The following is a 19015-nucleotide window of genomic DNA, read 5'->3' as shown; positions in this document are numbered from 1 at the left end:
ACCTATTATTCGCTTTACAGATATCGCTAACAATAAAAGTGAGAACAGCCTAAAAAAGCACAATTAGTTAACATTACATTTACATTGAAAGTTATCTAACCAATCTACTGACAGGACACATTCGCTAAATAAATGAATTACAAATCTATTTAATTGTGAAATAAAGCAGGTTAAATGCGAGCTAATCTCAATAGCTCCCCACCTTTGGGGGTAAACAAAACAGTAATTGACAGTAATACTTGATGACCTTATTTATTGCGTTTTCAGATCGTTAATACTGACGTTTCTTCGACCCATTCTCATGCTATTAAGGTTATAAATTATGACACAGCAAGAATTTAATCAGCCGTTAGGCGGCAATGAAATGCCTCGTTTTGGTGGCCCGGGCACCATGTTTCGTTTACCAAGTAGCGACCCAGTAGAACAATTAGATATCGGTATTGTTGGCGTTCCTTTAGACATTGGTGCAAGTAACCGAAGTGGGACTCGTTTTGGTCCACGCTCGGTAAGAAATGAGTCGGTTTTAGTTCGCCCCTATGGCATGTATACCAAAGCCGCACCTTTTGATAGCTTCCAAATCGCTGATATAGGTGATGCGCCAATTAACACCTTTAATCTAGCCGATTCGATTCGTATTATTGAAGAACACTATGACAAAATCGTAGACTGCGATATCAAACCCGTCACAGTCGGTGGTGATCACACCATTAGCTTACCTATCTTACGTGCCTTGTATAAAAAGCATGGCACGATGGCCTTAGTGCATATTGATGCACATGCCGATATTAATGATTCAATGTTTGGTGAAAAAGAGTGTCATGGCACTATTTTCCGCCGCGCCATTGAAGAAGGCTTAGTTGATCCAAAGAAAATGGTTCAAATAGGTCAGCGAGCAACAGGTTATAGTGCAGAAGATTTTCAATGGGCAATAGATCGCGGTGTGCGAGTCATTCAAGCGGAAGAGTGTTGGTTAAAATCGATGGTGCCAACCATGGAGGAAGTACGTGAACTTATCGGGACAGAGATGCCCACCTATTTAACCTTTGATATTGATGGTATTGACCCGGCCTATGCGCCCGGAACCGGCACACCAGAGCCAGCGGGATTAACCTCGCCACAGGCATTGGAGATCATTCGAGGTATGTATGGCACTAATTTAATTGGCGCAGACTTAGTTGAGGTTTCTCCTCCCTATGATACATCGGGTAACACCTCATTATTAGCCGCTAACCTTATCTTTGAAATGTTATGTAGCTTCCCAGGCTGTATTCGCCGTTAAAAACGCGGCGAATAAAAGTTACACTGATTGTTGAAGGTGTTATGCCTAATCCACTTTCAGCAGAAAAATGACCGAGCTCGATGATCGATCTAGATGGCCGATGTAAAGATACATAACGGGCCCGGGAAGAAGAGAATATATTGGTATCGAACATTCAATGTTTGATAAATCTAAAGCGTAAAGTTGAACGTTTAGTTTTTAGCATGAGTTCAATTCGTTATACAAAAAAACACCATCTGAAGTGGAGGTAAACATGCAAAATGATACAAAATTAGCATTACAAGACACACAGCTAGTTAAAACATGTTCATACATTAATGGTAGCTGGCATAGCAGTGAAACTCAGGTAGCAATCACCAACCCTGCAAACAACCAACAAATTACGCAGGTAAGCAACGCTGGTATCGCTGAAACAGAGCTTGCTGTGAAAGCAGCTAAAAATGCATTAAAAATGTGGTCAGCTAAATCAGCAAACGAACGCGCTACGCTATTACGCAATTGGTTTAATCTAATGATGCAGCATCAGGATGATCTCGGCCGTATTCTGACGCTTGAACAAGGAAAACCCTTAGCTGAAGCGAAAGGTGAAATTGCCTATGGTGCTGCTTTTATTGAGTGGTTTGCAGAAGAAGGTAAACGCGTTTATGGCGATACCATTCCAGCGCCTTCTGCTGATAAACGAATTATTGTTGTCAAACACCCCGTTGGTGTGGTCGCTTCGATTACACCATGGAACTTCCCTAATGCGATGATTGCACGTAAAGCAGCGGCCGCATTAGCAGCTGGCTGTACTTTTGTTGTACGTCCGGCAATTCAAACACCACTTTCTGCACTGGCGATGGCAGAACTTGCTGAGCGAGCGGGCATTCCCGCTGGTGTATTTAATGTTGTGGTCGGTGAAGATGCCCATGGTATGGGGCAAGTGTTAACCCAACACCCTGATATTGCTAAGTTTACTTTCACAGGTTCAACCGCTGTCGGTAAAATCCTACTAGCTCAATGTGCAACCTCAATTAAAAAAGTATCAATGGAACTTGGTGGTAACGCCCCTTTTATTGTGTTCGATGATGCCGATATTGATGAAGCGGTACAGGGTGCAATCGTGTCTAAATACCGTAATGCAGGACAAACCTGTGTGTGTACAAACCGTATTTTTGTGCAACAAGGTGTACTGGCAGAGTTTACTGAAAAATTCAAAGTAGCAGTGGCAGCACTGTCTACCGGTGACGGTTTTGGTGATGGCATTACGATGGGCCCGATGATTTCAAACGAGGCAGTGAATCGCGTCGACAAATTGGTTTCTGAGTCTATTGCAGCAGGTGCGAAATTGGAATTAGGCGGTCACGTTTCCTCTGCGGGTGGCAGCTTCTACCAGCCAACGATTTTATCCAACGTCAGCAATGATATGCCCATTGCACGCAATGAAATATTTGGTCCGGTATCCCCCATTATTGCTTTTGAAAATGAACAGCAAGCATTAGAGATGGCGAATGATACTGAGTATGGGTTAGCTGCGTATTTTTATTCACGTGATATCGGCCGCGTATGGCGCGTTTCTGCGGGGTTAGAGTTTGGTATGGTGGGTATTAATGATGGCTTAATATCAAATCCTGCCGCCCCTTTTGGTGGGGTAAAACAATCGGGTAACGGACGCGAAGGCTCAAAATATGGGTTAGATGATTACTTAGAAATTAAGTACTTATGCATGGCTGGTTTAAACAAATAAAGCGCCTTTAACAATATACTTTGATAATTAAAAAACAATAATAATGGATTACCGATATGACAAATCAAAAATTACAAACAAGAAAAAACCAAGTCATTGCACGTGGACAGGGCAATGTTTACCCCATTTATGTGGAACATGCAAAAAATGCAGAGTTGTGGGATGTTGAGGGTAATCGTTATATCGACTTTGGCACTGGGATTGCTGTTTGTAATACCGGGCATAGCCACCCAAAAGTAATTCAAGCCGTTAAAAATCAAATTGATAAATTTAGCCATACCTGCGTGATGGTGAACCCTTATGAAACGGCAGTAACACTCGCTGAAAAGCTGGTTGAGATTGCTCCAGGGGACTCAGAAAAAAAAGCAATTTTTGTGACTACCGGAGCTGAAGCAGTAGAGAATTGTGTAAAAATAGCACGCGCTCATACAGGTCGTAGAGGTGTGATTGCCTTTAATGGAGGTTTCCATGGTCGCACTAACTTAACCATGGCATTAACGGGTAAAATTACGCCATATAAACATTTATTTGGCCCTTTTCCGGGGGATATTTTTCACGCGCCCTTCCCGATTGAGTCGCATGGTATTTCAGTTGCAGAATCATTAAAAGCGTTAGCAAACTTGTTCAAGGTAGATATTTCACCTACCGATGTGGCTGCAATTATCGTTGAGCCAGTTCAAGGTGAAGGTGGTTTTTATCAAGCCCCCACTGAATTTTTAATCGCATTACGTCAACTCTGCGATGACCATGGCATTGTACTGATCGCTGATGAGATTCAAACCGGATTTGGTCGAACCGGTAAGATGTTTAATATGGAATACTCTGGTGTTGAAGCTGATTTAATGACCATGGCCAAAGGCATCGCTGGCGGTTTTCCAATTTCAGCCGTTGTTGGTAAAAGTGAAATTATGGATGCCCCGTTACCCGGTGGATTAGGTGGTACCTATGGCGGCTCCCCTGTTGCCTGTGTTGCTGCTTTAGCCGTATTAGAGATTATTGAAGAGGAGAAGCTAGTACAACGCGCTAATGAGATCGGCGATCTGTTCAAGCAGCGATTAACAACACTGCAGCAGCAGTACCCACAACTTATTTTAGATGTCCGTAATAGTGGTGCCATGATTGCTATCGAGTTAATTGAAAATGGTGATGTTGAACAAGCCAATACAACATTAACTCAAGCACTCATCGCTAATGCTGCAAAACATGGGTTAATCCTATTAGCCTGTGGTTTCTTCGGTAACGTGATCCGATTTTTACCCGCGTTAACAATCAGCAATGAATTAGCAGAAGAAGGCTTAAGCAAATTTTGTGAATTATTTAATGAAGTTGCTTAGCTAACCTGACCTAATTTACTGTCGGCTTATTACTGTTTTCCAAACCTAACAAGCCGAATATAATTATCATACAATCAATCAGTTAAACTCATAAACACACTAAAGCCGTCATTTTAAATGTGCGCAATATCCCCCTTTCCCCAGCCTCTCGATTTAGTATTTATAAAGTATTTTAGAGCTAGTTCAAGTTATTGATAGTTTGACTTCATTTATCCACTTCACTCCCCGTTAGGGGGTATTTTGATCTTTTTCTTTAACATATGGTTAACATCTTGTTACCGCATTCATCAAAAAAGAGTTGGAGAATACAATGCAATACCATCGTAACCTTTACATCAATGGCATTTGGCAAACCTCTGCAAGTACACAAACAATTGATGTATTAAACCCGGCTAATGGTGAACTATGTGCGCAAACAGCAAGCGCAAATGAGACTGATGTTGATGCAGCAATTAGTGCAGCTAAAAATGCCTTCCCTGCGTGGTCTATTACTTCTGCTAAACAGCGTAGTGATTTTATTATTGCGATAGCCGATGAGATGCAACAAAGAGCAGCTGAATTCACCGATGTGATCACGATGACAATGGGCTGCCCAAGTAGTTTATCCCTCGATATTCAAGTACAGGGAGCGATCGATGCTTTTCGTGCTTATGCCGATATGACCACTTATATGGATCATACTGAAAATAGTCATGGCGCACTGCAACTTCATGCTCCCGTTGGTGTTTGTGTATTCATCAATCCTTGGAATTACCCCCTCTCTCAGCTTATTGGAAAACTCGGTGCCGCGATGGCAACAGGCTGTACTGTCGTCGCTAAACCCGCAGAACAGACGCCTTTGCAAGATCTAATACTGGCAGATATTTTTGACAAAGTGGGTGTTCCTGCTGGCGTATTTAACGTCATTACAGGCTTCGGCGCAACGATTGGCGAACGCCTATGCTCACATCCCGACGTGGATATGGTGTCATTTACAGGGTCTACCGCGGCAGGTATTAAAGTTGCCCAAGCAGCATCAACTACCGTTAAACGTGTCTGCCAAGAACTCGGTGGAAAATCACCTTTTATCATTACCGAAGATGCTGATTTAACGGCAGCCGTTCGCTATGGCGTCGAAGATGTCATGATAAATTCAGGACAGACCTGCTGTGCACTAACACGCATGTTAATACCTGAAAATTTATATCAACAAGCAATACAAATTGCCAAGGTAGCTGCAGAAGAAATTGTTGTTGGTGATCCCCTTGATCCCGATGTAACAATGGGGCCGTTGAGCTCAAGACAACAGCAGCAACGCGTATTAACTTATATAAAATTAGGTATTGAGGAAGGTGCACAATTGGTGACCGGTGGCGTGACGCTTCCCGAGAACTTGCAGCAAGGGGCATTTGTGATGCCAACTATTTTTGCACAGGTGAGCAACGATATGCTTATTGCTCGTGAAGAAGTTTTTGGCCCTGTTTTATGCCTCATCCCCTATTCAGACACTCAACATGCAATTCAGATAGCGAACGACACGGTTTATGGTTTGTCATCAGGCGTCTTCGCTAAAGACCAGCCATCAGCAATACAGATAGCACGTCAAATTCGAGCAGGGCAATGCTACATCCAAGGGTCATATTTTAACTCCAACGCCCCCTTTGGTGGATTTAAACAATCCGGCAATGGCCGTGAGTGGGGAATACCAGGTTTACGTGAATTTATTGAAGTACAAACAATGGTACTTGGATAATTAATAACATTTGTCGATGCAGTGACAAATAGGATGAAGGAAGGTAATACAGCCAACTATTATTAAAAAGGATAGGCAATGAGCGACGTTAAAAAGAATATAAAGACACTGGGCAGAAGGGATATATTTTTATTCTGTATTTCAGCCGTTTTGTTATTAGACACATTAGCTGCGGGCGCGGTGATGGGGCCAACCATTATCTTTTGGTGGGTTATATTAACCGTATTGTTCTTAATTCCATTTGGGGCAATCAGCATTGAATTAGGATCTGTGTATCCTGAACAAGGTGGTATTTATGCTTGGGTAAAACGTGCCTATGGGCAAAAAATGGCCTCACGGATTAGTTGGTATTATTGGGCTAATGTAGCCGTTTGGGTGCCGGCTATCTTTATTCTTTTCTCCGGTGTCTTTTCACAAATCTTCTTTCCAGAGATGTCGCTAAGCGCACAAATAGTACTCGGTGTCGTGCTCATTTGGGTGATTGTATTAGTAAACACTTTAGCGCTTAACGTTGGCAAATGGATTCCTAACGTCGGGGCAGCAATAAAATTAGTTATTTTTGCGTTATTAATTTTTGGTGGGCTTTCGTATGGCCTAGAAAATGGCATTGCGAATGAATTTACGTTAGCAACCATGATTCCTAGTACCGAAAATGGTGGCTGGAGCTTGCAATATTTACCAGCTGTTGTTTATGGCATGTTAGGTTTTGAATTAGCTAGTGCAAGCAGTGCTGAGATGAAGAACCCAAAAAGAGATTTACCTAAAGCGGTATTTTCTTCCATTGCCGTTGTAGTTGGTGCTTATATCTTAGCAACCACCGCTATTTTAGTCGCACAACCCGCAGGTGATGTTGATGTTGTAGATGGGTTAATGGATACCTTAGGCAAATTCTTTGGTGGCAGTGCAATGGGTGATGCCTTTGTTGTTGTATTAGGTGTAGGTGCTTTATATACCTTCTTTTCTAATGGCGCAACATGGGCAATGGGCGCAAATAGAGCAGCAGCAGAAGCGGCGATTGACAAAGAGTTACCCGCGTTATTTGCGTTAGAAACAAAGCATGGTACGCCTGTTGGCGCTGCGATTTTATTAGGTATTGCTGCATCAGTGCTGCTGATAATGTACGGTGTAATGGCGGGTAACAATGAAGATCTTTTCTGGTCATTGTTCGCATTTAGTGGGGTTATCTTCATGTTACCTTATGTCGCAATGTGTACTGCCTTTATTAAAATCCGTGAAAGCCATATTGGTAGCACAGGACAGATTGCAGATGATGGTCACTTCAGATTTCCGGGCAGCCCTAAAGTCGTCAAGTTTTTTGCTTACTTATGCGCCACTATTCTTACACTGACGATTATTTTGTTTATTTACACGCCAGGCGAAGGTATTGCTTGGGAAGTATTATGGGGAGCATTAACCGTGATTGTGATGGGTGAGGTGATCACTAATAGTGGACGTAAACAAGCACAAAAAACAGCCACTGAAGAGGTTAATAGCATCCCACTCAATTAAATGATTGGCGTTTGTCTAAAAAAAATATAAATTATCACAGTGACTCACGCAGTCACTGTGATTTTTCTTTTTAAAACAAATCGCTAGGAGCATTTTCATCATGGAATTAGATAAGTACAGTCAGGCACTCATCGCGTTAACAGACAGTGTGGGAAGTGCATCATTTTATCAAAATATTAATACGCTCATTAGCTGTATCATTGACTTCGATGAATTACTGGTGATGCAATTTAATAAAACCGCCAATGCAAAATTACATTACCGCTACGGTATTGAAGGCACTCCCAACCAACTTCAAGGGGAGGATGCTTGGAAATACTTATCGCGATTATATGTGTTAGATCCCTTTTATCGGGTATTCAGCGATAAAGGAGAGCACGGATTTTTTGCATTAAAAGAGATTGCACCCGATGAATTTGCCAATCTTTACAGTTCTTACTTTAACTTCCTGACCCTTTCCGATGAAGCAGGCTACCTGTTTCCTATTGACTCAGAGAATGCCTTACACATCGATCTATCAAGGTTTGCCGATAGCCCCCCTTTTACTGCATTAGAGCTGCAACAATTAAAATGTTTATTTCTTCCGCTGCAAGATTTGTGTCAAAAACACTTATCAACAATCGATCTAAACGAAGAAAATGCACACTCAAACGTACAAGATCTCTTACTTAATTTTGGTAAAGAGATACTCACCAACAAAGAATATCAAGTGTGCCAGCTTTTATTAAAAGGACATTCCGCAAAAGCGGTTGCTAGCGAAATGAATATTGGCTACGAAACGGTAAAAATGCACAAGAAAAACATCTACGGTAAAACCTCTTTATCTAGCCAATCGGAATTACTCGCCTTGTTCATTAACCTGCTGCAATCTGAATCTTTAGATAAAGGCATCGACCATCTGGCTAAATATGTTAGCAAGCAACAACATTTAACAATTGCTTAACACAAATTAACGCATTCCCCCATTTAGGGGGTATCTAAAAAAACCGATCAGTTTAACTTAATAACTAACAAGGCAGGCATTAGCATGTATCTATAAATGGAGTTATTACTGTGAATGATAAAATAAAAAAAGCATTTAAAAATACCAAATTCACCCCCTTTTGGTTGGATAACCCAAACCGCCCTGATCCAGAAAAAAAACTTGAGTCGCACATTGAAACGGATCTGTTAATCGTTGGCAGTGGCTTTACTGGACTTTGGACAGCCGTGCAAGCAAAGGAACAAAACCCGGATCGTAACATTGTTGTCATTGAAGCAAATACCGCAGCGATTGGCGCTTCTGGCCGACCCGGTGCCATTCTATCTACTTCGCTCATGCATGGGATGGAAAACTCCAATCGTTTATTTACTGATGATATGGAAGAACTAGAGCGTCTCGGCAAAGAGAACATGGACCAGTTTCGTGAAACAATAGAGAAATACAATATTGACTGTGATGTGGAATGGACTGGCGAACTGACCGTCGCTATCGGCAAACATGGCATTCCTGATATAGAAAGTGAGCATCATCTTTATATTAAACATGGCCATGATGCGCATCTATTAAATCAACAAGAAGTACAAAAAGAGATTAACTCACCGCTATTTGAAGGCGGACTTTGGTCCAAAAAACGCTCTGGCACCATTCACCCAGCTAAAATGGCTTGGGGTCTTAAACGCGTAGCGAAAGCGTTAGGTGTTATTTTTTATGAAAACACCCCCATGTTAAACAGTAAAACGAAAGCTCAACAGGTGTTAGTCAATACCCCAAATGGTTCCATCCTCGCTAACAAAGTTATCTTAGCAACCAACGCATTTACTAAGCATCAGAAAAAAATAAGTAAACGAGTCGCCGCAATTCGTGATCGTATCATCATGACAGTACCGCTCACCGAAGCACAATTATCTGAACTTGGTTGGAAAAATAGACAAGGTATTTACGATACGCGTACGCAGCTTAACTATATGCGTTTAACCAAAGATAACCGCGTATTATTTGGCGGCCGTTTAGACTATTTCTTCGATAACGACACGGATCCAGATTACGATAAAAAAGCAGAGCCTTTTGAACGTTTATTAGAAGCACTATATAAAACCCTACCCGCTTTAAAGGATATTGAGATATCTCATGCATGGAGTGGCCCTATTGCACTCACAACACGTATGGCGGTTCACTACCAACATTTCCATGCAGGTAAAATGATATATGCTGGCGGCTATTCTGGCTTTGGGGTTACTGCAAGTCGCTTTGCAGCACGTGTCGCATTAGCTATTATCGATGATGTGGATATACCTGAGCGCCACTTATTATTCTCTAAGACGGTTCCCGCCTGGATTCCACCGGAGCCATTTCGTTGGATAGGTGCAAAAATCACCATGTATGCATTAGATACCTGCGATGAAAAATCAGGTTGGAGAATCCCTTGGTTGAATATGGTTGATAAAATTGGCTTCCCATTAAAACCATAACGCTCCAGCTGCAGTGATATAACCTTCCGTTTTAGCTAAAGCCTCTTAATTGAGGCTTTTTCTTCGCCTCATAACCTAACTAAGTAGTCATATCAGACTTGCCATTGTTGTCTCATTTTATTGATTGTTGAGGTCGGCACGTCGTGAATACTTTGATATTTCCCGGTGCAGATTTTAATCTCTAATCTAGCCCCAAGCTGCTTTGCGAGTTGACGATAAGCATTCATCTCCCATTGCTTTACGAAGGTATTAGCCACCACAACACTCTGTTTTTGCTGCAGCGCTAACAAGCACTGACTTTCACACCATTGGTGGGCTTGCTTGATTAATGCAGGTTGAAAATGGTATTCCCCCTCACTATTCACAAAATACATATCCGCCTCTAAATGGATAAGCGTGTTATTAGCAGCACTTACTAATTGCTGTGCTAGCGTGCTTTTACCACTTCCCGGTAAACCACGGATCAAGGTCAGTGTTAACTCAGACATACAGGACTGTTTTTGAACATCAATGTGATGTCCTCCTTAGAGAAGATAAGTTGCCGTAGGGTATTCAACAAACGCTTACAACGCAATAAAGTCGTTCATGAAATCTTAGTTCTTTAAAAAAGGCTTGTTATTTAATAGACGGTCGGTCTATAATGCAAACATGAATTTAACAGACACTAAACCTAGACGTGGCAGACCCCCAAAAGTAGCGCGTGATAACCGCGATACTAGAACGGAATTAATCCGTAGCGGTCTTGAGCAACTAACAGAAAATGGCTTTGCAGCATCGGGCATAGATCCGATTTTAAAAAAAGTAGGTGTGCCAAAAGGCTCTTTTTATCACTACTTTGCAAATAAAGAGGCTTTTGGCCTTGCGGTGATTGATAGCTACGCTCAGTTTTTCGCTAAACGATTAGATGCTTGTTTATTAGATGAGTCCCATCCACCATTAGCACGCTTAGGTAACTATGTAGAAGGTGCTAAAAAAGGCATGGCACGCTTTGAATTTAAACGCGGTTGCTTAGTTGGCAACCTTGGTCAAGAAGTTGATTTGCTACCGGAAAGCTTCAGACAGATATTAATTGATATCTTCCTTTCTTGGGAACAGCGAGTAGCAAACTGCTTAAAAAGCGCACAAGTTAATGGTGACTTAGCAACGACAGCTGACTGTGATTTATTAGCGGAGTGTTTTTGGGTTGGCTGGGAAGGTGCGGTGAGTCGTGCAAGGTTAGTTCAGAGCAATCAACCCTTAGATAATTACTTTAATAATTTTATCGCGGGTTTACCTAAATAACAGCAGCTTGGAATAGCTATGACATATTGTTCCAAGATGAAATTAAACAAAATTTTTCAACTATTATATTAATACTTATCTAAGTATTATTTTTTAACTAATTAAAGACGATCGGTCTAAAAGAGGATTACAACATGTTTCAAGGTATTTTAATCGAAAAAGATGAACAAGGTTACCGCGCAGCAGTTAAAGATATCGACGAAAGTGTACTACCTGAAGGTGACGTGACGATTAATGTTTCACACAGTACGCTGAACTACAAAGATGCATTAGCAATCACTGGTAAAGGCCGTATTATTCGCAGCTTCCCGATGGTACCAGGTATTGATTTAGTGGGTACGGTTGAGCAGAGTGACAGCGATAAATTTAAAGTGGGCGATCAAGTATTGCTTAACGGTTTTGGTGTGGGTGAAGCACACAGTGGTGGTTTAGCACAAAAAGCACGTTTAAAAAGCGAATGGTTAATTCCTCTACCAAAAGCATTTTCTCCTCGCCAAGCGATGTCTATCGGTACTGCAGGTTACACTGCAATGTTATGTGTATTAGCACTTGAGAAAAATGGCGTGACACCAGACAAAGGTGAAATATTAGTCACCGGTGCGAACGGTGGCGTGGGTAGTTTTGCTATCGCTATCTTAGCAAAACTAGGCTACACAGTGGTTGCATCAACAGGCCGTGTTAATGAAGCAGAATACCTTAAAAAATTGGGTGCATCGGAAATCATTGATCGTGCAACACTCTCTGAACCAGGTCGTCCATTAGCGAAAGAACGTTGGACAGGTGCTGTTGATACCGTGGGCAGTCATACCCTAGCAAATGTATGTGCAAGTACAAAATATGGCGGTACTGTGACTGCTTGTGGTTTAGCACAAGGCATGGATTTACCCGCTTCTGTTGCACCGTTTATTTTACGTGGTGTCACCCTTACCGGTATTGATAGTGTAATGCGTCCTACAGCGGATCGTTTAGAAGCATGGGAACGTCTTGCTGAAGTGTTAGACCCATCTGTATTTGATGACATTTCTACAGAAATCAGCTTAACTGAAGCGATGACTGTTGCTGAAGATCTCATCTCAGGAAAAGTACGTGGACGTGTTGTTGTGAATATCAATAAGTAAATATAAATAACGCTCTATTGGCCTAATCTAAATTTTTAGATTAGGCCTTTTTTATGCTCGATACACATCCAACGGCCCTATCCAATCTACCTGTTTTTTGCTGCACATTGATAAGTAAGTAAAGCTTGTACGGTGGTGATTCCAATACATTCGCGATGATGATCATTGATAACAATAATCATCTCAGAAGCCGTTGAGAAATATTGCTCTGCCTCTTTTATATCACTATCAACATCCAACACCATAAATTCCTTTTTCATAATCTGATGAGCACGCTTATCAAGTGTGGCTAGATCGCGTTTATGTTCACCTTCAGTATCGATATAGGGGCTAATAGCCGCATAATAATCGCGACTATAGACAATGCCAACACACCTTTTATTTTCGATAACGAGGAAGTATTCATGTGCTTGTGATACTAACTTCTCCCTTATTAAGGACAGTCTGTCATCCAGTTCAACTCGCTCAAACGCTTTGATACAAATATCACCTAGCGTCGACGCAGATCTTTGATAAAGATGCTCGCTCAATGAATCAGGATAAGGCTGTACTTGGTTAGTGAGTATATTTTCCAAGCTAAGCGGTCTGCTGAAAATATAGCCCTGCAATAAATCCACTTTAGCACGCGATAATAGCGACAACTCTTCGACTGTCTCCACCCCTTCGGCGATCACCTTTGCGCCTATTTTGTGGGCTAATTTACATAACATCTCAATCATCGCATATTCATTACTATCAAGTGTCAAATCGGTAACAAAAGAGCGGTCTATTTTAATAAAGTTAACCGGCAAGTTACTTAAGTATGCGAAGGAGGAGTAGCCCGTGCCAAAGTCGTCAATAGCGACTTTTACCCCATATTCCTGTAATTTCTCTACCCACTTTTTTTGCTGTTGAAAATTCTCAAAGACAGCAGACTCGGTTAATTCAATTGTGACTTTGCTCAAATCGGCATTAGATGCGAGCAAAATATCAATGGTATCTTCCAAACAGCAGTGGGTGATTCGATCGTTAGCTAAAGAGCGATTAATCGCAATTGCTATATTGTCATCTTGATAATGCTTTTGGATATCAGGTAGTGCGTTAAGGGCGATTTTAGTCACCATGGTATCAATTTCATTTATCCAATTATTGGCTTCTGCAATGCTTATCAGCTCCTGAATTTCATATTCAAGCTCAGTATCCAATTGGATTCGAAATAGTGCTTCAAACTCCTCGATTTGAAGTGAGGGAATCGCCACTATCGGTTGATAATAGACCTCGACTGCTTGCTCATTAAGTGCTTTTTTTAATAACTTAGCGAGTACTTGATAGCGACCAAAACGATTAGCAAGACGACGATCAAAATAGTACAAAGACGAATAGGCTTTAACCGGATTGGCGATTAAGGTTTGCGTACTGTGTGAGATCAACTGAGTTGGATTTTTAGCATCAACCAATAAGATGGAAGCACCGATATTAATCGTAGAAAAAAGATCAAAACCACTATCATCAAAGCCATGACTGAATACTTTTAACAACTGGCGTAACAAAGCATCTATTTTATCTGGCTTTTTTTCTTCTACCCAATAGATTGAATAGATACCTTCGCTTATCAGACCTAACGTACCGAACTGTTTTATCAATTGAAAACGCTGTGAAACGAGCCAACAAGCGGTGAAATCACTGACTGTTTGTAACCAATTTATCTTAAATGTCGCAACAACAAGGGTTTGCTCGTTATTAATGGAAGCAAAGCTTTGTTGCAAACTTTGCGTATACAGCACTTTATTAGGAATACTCGAGTTGCTGTTATCGATGGTTAGATTGCTATGTAATGCTGATGAAGGTAGGTCTAACTTTACACAATTTGAAAAATAAAAATGATCGCCACCATCAAGTTCAAAACGTTGAATTTGCACCTCACGGGCACATACATTGTGCATTTTATTTTTAGCCAATAATTCGCCACGCCACACTTTAAGCGTATCAACCGTTTCCCATAGTTTTTTATAAAACTCAGGCTGATAGTGCCCTGACTTCAATATCTTCGCACTTTTACCAATCAGTTCATGCTGTTGATAACCGAGTTGATCACAAAATGCTTTATTCGCCATAATAATAATATGGTTGCTGGTAGCTAACATTCTGCCGTTATCTGAATGCAGAAAAATTTCTCTTAAAAATTCATTTTCTTGCACTGTTTTAGGGAAGTTCTGTAAATATTCGATCACTCCCTCAACGGATCCCACTCTGTTTTCAGTTGGGAAGATAGATAACTTAACAAGATAACGATGATCGGGTGTGTTAATAACACTATCGAGTTCAATCCCCTGTTGCGTTGAAAGCACGCGTTTAAAAGCGCTTTTAATGATACTTACTTGATGTGTAGGGAAGCAGCTAAGCAGAAGCCCTATTGATAATTTTTTATTAGCAGAAAAACCTAGAAATTCAGACAATAAGGGATCGCAGTCTAATGATTTTTCCTTTAGATTAAAAAACCATTTAAATAGCTGTTTATCTTTAACCGCGCTATATTGTTTCATGGCATGCATGTCCATTGAGAATAAGACTTTTAATAAAAGAATCAGATCAATACAATCATAATACAACAGGAAAAAGTGGTAGACATTGATTCTATTAAATTGAATTTAGCTCACTGTTTATTTAAAATAAAAGGTAACTTTTAAATACTAAAATTACCGTACAATAGGCTAAGTCGTACTTAACATATCCCTCGACATGCTTAAATTAATTCGCAAATAATAAGGACATCATTTTGATTAAAAATTTATTGCCTGTGTTTCTCTGTAGCTTATTATTTGCTTGTGCAGGACTCCCTGAAAATACAACACCAGCATCAACAGCCATGGAAGATTCTGGTAAGAGCTATGTAAGTATTCAGTCAGCCAAACACCGCAAAAATTTAGACATGGCTGAAACCGATGAATTGATGGTGTTATTATCAGCGGGTGTTGATTCCTTCGCATCTCGTATCGCACTTATCGAAGACGCACAAGAAAGTATTGATCTTCAATATTATCTATTCCATTCCGATTTAAGTGGTGGATTAATTATCGCAGCACTGTGGCGTGCAGCCGAACGTGGTGTGCGAATTCGTGTATTAGTTGATGATATCGATCTAGAAGGTAGTGATAGTTATATTGCCAAGCTCGATGCACACCCCAATTTTGAAGTGCGTATTTTTAATCCCTTTTTACGCAGTAAAGGACGTATTGGTCAATATATCACCGGTCTAGGAACAGTAACGCGCCGTATGCATAATAAGACATTCACCGTTGATGGTAGTGCAGCTATTTTAGGCGGCCGCAATTTAGCAGATGAATATTTTGGTGCTGATCCTAATGTTCATTTTGGTGATCTTGATGTGCTATTTACTGGTGAAGCGGTAAAAGATGTACAACAATCATTTGACCTTTATTGGAATAACCAACTCAGTTACGGCATCAATCTGTTAAGTGATTATCAAGTGCAACCAGACGATATTCAGTCTATGACAACGCTGCTGAAAGAATTTGAAGAACAAAACAAAGATTCACTGTACTCAATTGCAGTGCGTGACGATAATATCGTTGAATTAATTAGGGCACAAAAAAAGCGAGAGTTCCAAGGTAATGCTATCGTATTGTACGATGATCCGTTAAAAATAGTTTCCTCGCATGACCAATTACAATATAACCTTGAGCCTAAATTAGAAGCTTTTGTTAATACAGCACAAAAAGAGTTGGTGCTTATTTCTCCCTATTTTGTCCCAGGTAAAGAGGGAATGGCACTGTTTGAAACTTTACTTGAGCGCGGTCTAAAGATAAAAATACTCACTAATTCGATGATGTCCAACGATGTCAAAATTGTACATGCAGGCTACTCTAAATACCGTAAGAAACTGTTAGCAATGGGCATTGAACTGCACGAAGTAGATGTCAAAGAGCTCAAAGATTTGGTTGAAAGATCGCATAAAAAACGCTCTTCAAATGCATCAAAGCTTGCATTACATGCCAAATTTTATGTAATGGATCAAAATACAACCTTTATTGGCTCATTTAACTTAGACCCACGCTCTCGATATGAAAATACAGAAGTGGGTATTGTTATCCAATCCGAAGCGTTAGGCCAGCACCTTGTTAAAGACTTTAATAAAAATATCGATCTTGTCGCTTTTAAATTAAGGCTTGAAGATGGCGATATTATTTGGACTAAAACGGTGGATGGGAAAACGATCACTTATACAGAAGAACCCTATAGTAGTTGGTGGGATCGTTTTAAAAATCGTGTCATGAGGTTATTACCAGTAGAGTCGCAATTATAATACCAAAGGAATTAATAAAGTGATCATTCTTGCTGGTTAAAATTATCCCTAACTGCGTTGTGAGTTTTGAAGTGAGAATAACTATCTCCTGCAACTCACGCCTTATTAGTAATAATTTTTCCTACGCAAACTCTGGTCACCTATTAAATTCCATTGGTATAAGTAGAAAGTTGCTTTTTAAAAAATGATCATTAAGCACTTTTCATGATCAGATAAGTGCTTAATTATTTTTATGACTTAATATCAGCTCTGGATAATGGTATTGAGGTTATTTCGCTAAAATATGGCGAATACGTGATTTCAATATGTCTGCTGCAATACGATTTTTACCACCACGAGGAACGATAATATCTGCATGCTGTTTTGAAGGCTCAATAAATTGTAAAAACATCGGGCGAACGGTTTTAGTATATTGCTGTATCACCGACTCCATGCTTCTTCCTCTCTGCTCAATATCGCGCTTTAAACGACGCATTAAACAAATATCTAATGGCGTATCAATAAACACACTTGCATCAAGCTGCATACGCAATTGAGGATCTGTCAGTAATAAAATACCCTCGACAATGATGATTTTCTTTGGCGTCAAAGTCGTAGTTTTAGCTAAACGGGTATGCTCAGTATAACTGTAAGCAGGAATCTCAACCGATTGCTTATTTTTAAGTGCTTTTAGGTGTTCACACAGTAGATCATGGTCAAACGCTTTAGGGTGATCGTAATTTGTCAGTACTCGTTGATCCATAGAAAGGTGTGACTGGTTACGATAATAGGCATCTTCAGAAATTATCCCTATCTGCTCAGTACCAAGTTCATCACATAACTCATTAAAAATAGTATTTGCAATCAAACTCTTACCCGATGCCGATGCTCCAGCAATAGCAATCACGACACAATCTTTAGTATTCAATTTAAATCTACCTTATTTTTATCAGTTATCTCAGAAATGCGAAGACTGCATTGTACATGAATAAAAATAAAGTGTAGACGCACGAAGTGAATTTGAGGAAAAACTTATGTTTATTCAATACTAACTATTTCGTTTTGTTCACATTTTCAATCGTTCCCCCCCATAATTATCAAATTTTGCTCCTCCAATCCGAACAGGTATACTCAGTGACATAAAAATACATGCTATTAAAAGAGAAAATTTGTGGAATTATTAAGAATTGATTGTTTAGGAAAAGAACTCAGGCTTGAAGGTTCAATGGCGGGTTGGCAACAACTATTCTGGGGCGATACCGTCGTCGCCGTTAAAAATGCTTCTGAAGATAATCAGGGAGCTTATACACATGAGTTCCAACTGACTACCCCAAGTCAGCAACAACAAGAACCAACGTCAATCAACATCAGTCTCGAAATTGATCTGCAATGGCAGCCTTTCAATATATCTTACCGTCTGTTAAAAGATCAGCAATTACTTACCGAGGGAAGTAGGAACAGTAAAGATATTGAGCAACAGGTGCCGGTCAAGCCTGTTGAAGTACAAAGAAAACTGAGTGTCATAGGACTAGCATCCTTAGGCTTTAAACTGCTTAAAAGTGCCAAAGTGATCAAAGTAGTATTAGCGGGTGCCAGTATCGCCGCTTATTCATGGCTATTTTCATTTCAGTTTGCACTCGCATTGATCGCTTGTTTAGTCTTTCATGAGTATGGGCATATTAAAGCGATGAAACATTTTGGTATGAAAACCAAAGGTATCTACCTGATCCCATTTATGGGCGGGCTTGCAATGAGTGATGAGAAAATTAATACGCGTTGGCAAGATGTGGTTATCTCTATTATGGGCCCTACTTTTGGTCTATTTATGTCGATAATGGCCCTTATTGCTTATTGGGTAACTGGCGAAACGTTCTTTGCCGGATTAGCGGCTTTCAATGCGTTGCTTAACCTGTTTAATTTATTGCCTATTTTACCCCTTGATGGCGGGCACATTCTCAAAAGTATTAGCTTCTCAATGAATAGCACAGCAGGGCTTGTTGCTTGTATCGCTGGCGCAGGTATCGGGGTTTATCTAAGTTATAGTTTAGGATTAGCGCTGCTTGGCTTTATGCTGTTAATCGGTAGCGTCGAAATTATTTTTGAATGGAAAACGCGACATCAGAGTCATCTTTTACCATTAGACAGGTACGGGCAGTTATTTTCTGCTGCATGGTATTTTCTCACCGTAGGGGCATTGATCGCAATTATCTGGTACTTCGCAGGATCAGGTGATGAAATTCTTAGCTTACCGCTAAAAATATTACAGAGTTAATCCTTTTTAAAGCAAATGTAAGTGCATGAAT

General features: G+C 40.4%; 14 protein-coding genes. 11 read left to right on the top strand and 3 right to left on the bottom strand.

The window, feature by feature from the left end; all coding sequences use genetic code 11:
* The first annotated feature begins 322 nt into the window (after positions 1–322).
* The 7 genes from speB (at position 323) to QQK09_RS05045 (ending at position 10031) form a co-directional block, all read left to right on the top strand.
* Entirely contained in the window at positions 323–1279 is a 957-nt protein-coding gene (speB, locus tag QQK09_RS05075) for an agmatinase (protein WP_284203032.1), read from the top strand.
* Between the two features lie 253 nt (positions 1280–1532).
* Positions 1533–3005, top strand: coding sequence for an NAD-dependent succinate-semialdehyde dehydrogenase (locus QQK09_RS05070; RefSeq protein ID WP_284203031.1), 1473 nt, complete (start codon positions 1533–1535; stop codon positions 3003–3005).
* A gap of 56 nt (positions 3006–3061) precedes the next feature.
* Positions 3062–4339 carry a 4-aminobutyrate--2-oxoglutarate transaminase gene (gene gabT / locus QQK09_RS05065; RefSeq protein ID WP_284203030.1) on the top strand — a complete coding sequence of 426 codons (1278 nt, stop codon included), beginning with the start codon at positions 3062–3064 and terminating at the stop codon, positions 4337–4339.
* A 310-nt stretch (positions 4340–4649) separates the two neighbouring features.
* Entirely contained in the window at positions 4650–6071 is a 1422-nt protein-coding gene (locus QQK09_RS05060; protein WP_284203029.1) for an aldehyde dehydrogenase family protein, read from the top strand.
* Between the two features lie 78 nt (positions 6072–6149).
* Positions 6150–7580: an APC family permease gene (locus tag QQK09_RS05055; protein ID WP_284203028.1), complete on the top strand. Its 1431-nt coding sequence runs from the start codon at positions 6150–6152 to the stop codon at positions 7578–7580.
* A gap of 100 nt (positions 7581–7680) precedes the next feature.
* Entirely contained in the window at positions 7681–8523 is an 843-nt protein-coding gene (locus tag QQK09_RS05050; RefSeq protein ID WP_284203027.1) for a helix-turn-helix transcriptional regulator, read from the top strand.
* Between the two features lie 110 nt (positions 8524–8633).
* The gene (locus QQK09_RS05045; protein ID WP_284203026.1) at positions 8634–10031 is read left to right on the top strand and encodes an NAD(P)/FAD-dependent oxidoreductase; all 1398 of its coding nucleotides are present in this window, start codon (positions 8634–8636) and stop codon (positions 10029–10031) included.
* A gap of 92 nt (positions 10032–10123) precedes the next feature.
* Here QQK09_RS05045 and QQK09_RS05040 read toward each other — a convergent pair whose 3' ends face one another.
* Positions 10124–10519 carry an ATP-binding protein gene (locus QQK09_RS05040; protein WP_284203025.1) on the bottom strand — a complete coding sequence of 132 codons (396 nt, stop codon included), beginning with the start codon at positions 10517–10519 and terminating at the stop codon, positions 10124–10126.
* A gap of 160 nt (positions 10520–10679) precedes the next feature.
* On the opposite strand from QQK09_RS05040, the gene acuR reads away from it, so the two are divergent.
* Both acuR and acuI read left to right on the top strand, forming a co-directional pair.
* A complete protein-coding gene (gene acuR, locus QQK09_RS05035) occupies positions 10680–11312 on the top strand; it encodes an acrylate utilization transcriptional regulator AcuR (protein WP_284203024.1) in 633 nt (210 codons plus the stop codon).
* A gap of 134 nt (positions 11313–11446) precedes the next feature.
* Positions 11447–12430: an acrylyl-CoA reductase (NADPH) gene (gene acuI, locus QQK09_RS05030; protein ID WP_284203023.1), complete on the top strand. Its 984-nt coding sequence runs from the start codon at positions 11447–11449 to the stop codon at positions 12428–12430.
* 86 nt (positions 12431–12516) lie between these two features.
* Here the strand turns inward: acuI and QQK09_RS05025 are convergent, their stop codons facing one another.
* Positions 12517–14952 carry an EAL domain-containing protein gene (locus QQK09_RS05025; protein WP_284203022.1) on the bottom strand — a complete coding sequence of 812 codons (2436 nt, stop codon included), beginning with the start codon at positions 14950–14952 and terminating at the stop codon, positions 12517–12519.
* Positions 14953–15185: 233 nt separating this feature from the next.
* Here QQK09_RS05025 and QQK09_RS05020 point away from each other — a divergent pair, with 233 nt between their 5' ends.
* Positions 15186–16733, top strand: a complete 1548-nt coding sequence (locus tag QQK09_RS05020; RefSeq protein ID WP_284203021.1) for a phospholipase D family protein — start codon at positions 15186–15188, stop codon at positions 16731–16733.
* 268 nt (positions 16734–17001) lie between these two features.
* Here QQK09_RS05020 and udk read toward each other — a convergent pair whose 3' ends face one another.
* Complete coding sequence (gene udk, locus QQK09_RS05015) at positions 17002–17640, bottom strand: uridine kinase (protein ID WP_284203020.1); 639 nt, start codon at positions 17638–17640, stop codon at positions 17002–17004.
* A gap of 243 nt (positions 17641–17883) precedes the next feature.
* Between udk and QQK09_RS05010 the strand changes: the two genes are divergently transcribed.
* On the top strand, positions 17884–18984 hold the full coding sequence (locus QQK09_RS05010) for a site-2 protease family protein (protein ID WP_284203019.1): 1101 nt from the start codon (positions 17884–17886) through the stop codon (positions 18982–18984).
* Positions 18985–19015: the final 31 nt, after the last annotated feature.

It is taken from the genome of Psychromonas marina (assembly GCF_030161115.1).
Taxonomy (GTDB): Bacteria; Pseudomonadota; Gammaproteobacteria; order Enterobacterales; family Psychromonadaceae; genus Psychromonas; species Psychromonas marina.
The sequence above is the reverse complement of the archived record's forward strand: the minus strand, read 5'-3'. Positions and strand labels throughout refer to the sequence as shown.